Source organism: Novosphingobium organovorum (genome assembly GCF_022832435.1).
In the GTDB taxonomy this organism is placed as follows: Bacteria; Pseudomonadota; Alphaproteobacteria; order Sphingomonadales; family Sphingomonadaceae; genus Novosphingobium; species Novosphingobium organovorum.
The window spans coordinates 1-2,446 of sequence record NZ_JALHLF010000216.1; the positions used below are offsets into that span (position 1 = coordinate 1).

Consider the following 2,446-nt stretch of genomic DNA (forward strand, 5'->3'; position numbering starts at 1 on the left):
ACGGGCGGCGGCGGGGCATCGAGCGCGATCCGGACCGGCCCTGGCGAGGGCAGGGTTATCATCGGCTTGGGTACGCTGGGCGGTGCGAGCGCGCTCTTGGCCTGGGTCTGCGGCGCCGGGGCGGGCGGTGGCGGCGGTGGGGGCGTGGTGTCGAGAGTGTCGATGGTGACCACCGAAAGCCGCGCGGGCGCCGGGGTCGTGCCGGTCATCTGGAGCGTGGCGAGCGTTGCGACGATGGCCAGCATCGCGCCCGCCGAGCCGAGCATGGCAAGCGGGTTGACGCGCCGCGTCGCGCCGTATGCGCTGCGGGTGAAGGCCGCCGGTACGCCCTGCGGAGCGCTGTCGTGCTGGGGCTGGGCCGTGGCGTCGCGCGGGTCGGGAAGACAGAACGGGATGACCACCGGATCGGGGCTTTCCGGGGTAGACGCCGCACTTGCGGGGGTGCCCTTGAACGCGCGCGGCGCGTTCGCGGAGGCGCTGCCGTTCACCCTGCCTGCTCCGATCGCCGTCACGCTGCACACCCTTTTTAAATCTGCTATTGCGAGTCATTGTCATATGCATTAAGCCCGCTCGCGTCCAGTGCCCAATTGGACAATCCAGCAATATTTCAGCGGCAACGGTCGGCGCGAAAAGGACATTTTCCTTGCCCCGAAGCTGTCCGAAGAGTGGGACCGTCGGCGACTTGGATACCGTTCTCGACAAAGGGGAAGCGCGCCTGATCGGCCGTAAGGATGCGGCCGAGGCCGCGGTAGCCGAACGCGGAGGGGAAACTCCCGGTGTCGGGACCGCGCGGCGGGCGCGTTGCGCAAAGGGCGGTGCGCCGCGCCCCGCGCCGGGCGCGAAACGGCCGCGCAAGGCGCGCGCGTTCTGGCTCAAGCAGTTGCACACCTGGCACTGGATCAGCGCGGCGGTTTCGCTGGCGGGCATGGCGCTCTTTGCCTTGACCGGGATCACGCTCAACCACGCGGCCTCGATCGGGGCGCAGCCGGTCGTCACCCAGGCCAGCGGGCGCCTGTCCGAAGCGGATCGCGCGCGGCTGTCCGAGGAAAGCGCACGGGTAGCCGCCGACAGCGTGGCGCCGCTGCCGGGCGATGTGGCGCGTGCGGTCGGCGCGGTTACCGCTGCCGTTCACCTCGATCCGGCGGGGCATGCCGCCGACTGGTCGGACCCCGAGGAAATCTATGTCGCCATGCCCGGCCCCGGTCGCGACGCCTGGGTCAGTATCGATCGCCAGACCGGCGCCATCGCTGCCGAGCGCACCGAGCGCGGCTGGATCTCCTACCTCAACGACCTGCACAAGGGCCGCAACACCGGCACCGCGTGGGCGTGGTTCATCGATCTTTTCGCGGGCGCCTGCGTGATCTTCACGCTGACCGGCTTCTTCCTGCTTCACCTCCACGCGCGTCACCGCCCGTCGACCTGGCCGCTGGTTGCCGCCAGCTTCGTCGTACCGCTCGTGCTGGCCCTTTTCTTCATCCACTAGAGGACCGCCTCGCATGTCCCAGACACGTTCCCGGTTGCCGATCCCGCTGCTTGCGGCGGCCGCGGCCACCACCGCCACGCCCGCGCTCGCTGCCGGAGCGGGCACCGTCAGCATCACCATCCCGCGCGTGAACGTGGCCGAGTACCACCGCCCCTATGTCGCGGGCTGGATCGAACCGGCCGCGGGCGGCGCGGCGCGCACCGTGTTCGTGTGGTACGACGTCAAGAAGGCCGGGCGCGATCCCGGCACCAAGTGGCTGTCCGACCTGCGTTCGTGGTGGCGCAAGGGCGGGCGCGCGCTGGCCATGCCCGCCGACGGCGTATCGAGCGCGACGCGCGCGCCGGGCACCTATCAGATCCCGCTGCCCGCCAACCTGCCCGCAGGGGCCTATGTCTTCAAGGTCGAGGCCGCGCGCGAGACCGGCGGGCGCGAGCTCGTCTCGGTGCCCTTCACCGTGCCCGTGCGGGGCGCCCCCGCCTCGGCGAAGGGCCAGAGCGAGCTGGGCTCGATCACCATCCGCTAACTTGCCGACCGCTTCATTCCAGAAGGACCGTTATGCGTATTCGTCCCCTCCTGATTGCCTCGGCCGCGCTGTGCGTGGCCCTCGCCGCCCCGGCCTCGGCGCATCGCCTGTGGCTGCTGCCTTCGACCTCGACACTGTCCGGCACCGCCCAGTGGGTGAGCGTCGACGCGGCGGTGTCGAACGATCTGTTCTACCCCGATCACTTCCCGCTCAAGACCGACGAGATCAAGGTCTGGCAGCCCGATGGCAGCGAGGGCGCGCTCAAGAACCCGGCGACCGGGCGCTACCGTTCGACCTTCGACGTTCCCATCGACAAGGCGGGCACCTGGAAGATCGGCCTGAGCCGGGAATCGATCGGCGGTACGTTCACGCTCAACGGCGAGACCTGGCGCGTGGGCGCGATGCGCGGCGGGCCTCCGGGCGGGCCGGGCGGCGCTCCC

General features: G+C 70.4%; 3 protein-coding genes and 1 pseudogene. 3 read left to right on the forward strand and 1 reads right to left on the reverse strand.

What is annotated here, in order from left to right; genetic code table 11:
• A pseudogene (locus MTR62_RS20750) lies at positions 1 to 512 on the reverse strand (hypothetical protein); the annotation flags it as partial.
• 170 nt (positions 513 to 682) lie between these two features.
• On the opposite strand from MTR62_RS20750, the gene MTR62_RS20755 reads away from it, so the two are divergent.
• The 3 genes from MTR62_RS20755 to MTR62_RS20765 form a co-directional block, all read left to right on the forward strand.
• Entirely contained in the window at positions 683 to 1,483 is an 801-nt protein-coding gene (locus MTR62_RS20755; RefSeq protein ID WP_268739989.1) for a PepSY-associated TM helix domain-containing protein, read from the forward strand.
• A 13-nt stretch (positions 1,484 to 1,496) separates the two neighbouring features.
• A complete protein-coding gene (locus tag MTR62_RS20760; protein ID WP_244024531.1) occupies positions 1,497 to 2,006 on the forward strand; it encodes a DUF2271 domain-containing protein in 510 nt (169 codons plus the stop codon).
• A gap of 32 nt (positions 2,007 to 2,038) precedes the next feature.
• Positions 2,039 to 2,446 (forward strand): DUF4198 domain-containing protein (locus tag MTR62_RS20765; RefSeq protein WP_244024533.1); only part of this gene is annotated, 408 nt, incomplete at its 3' end.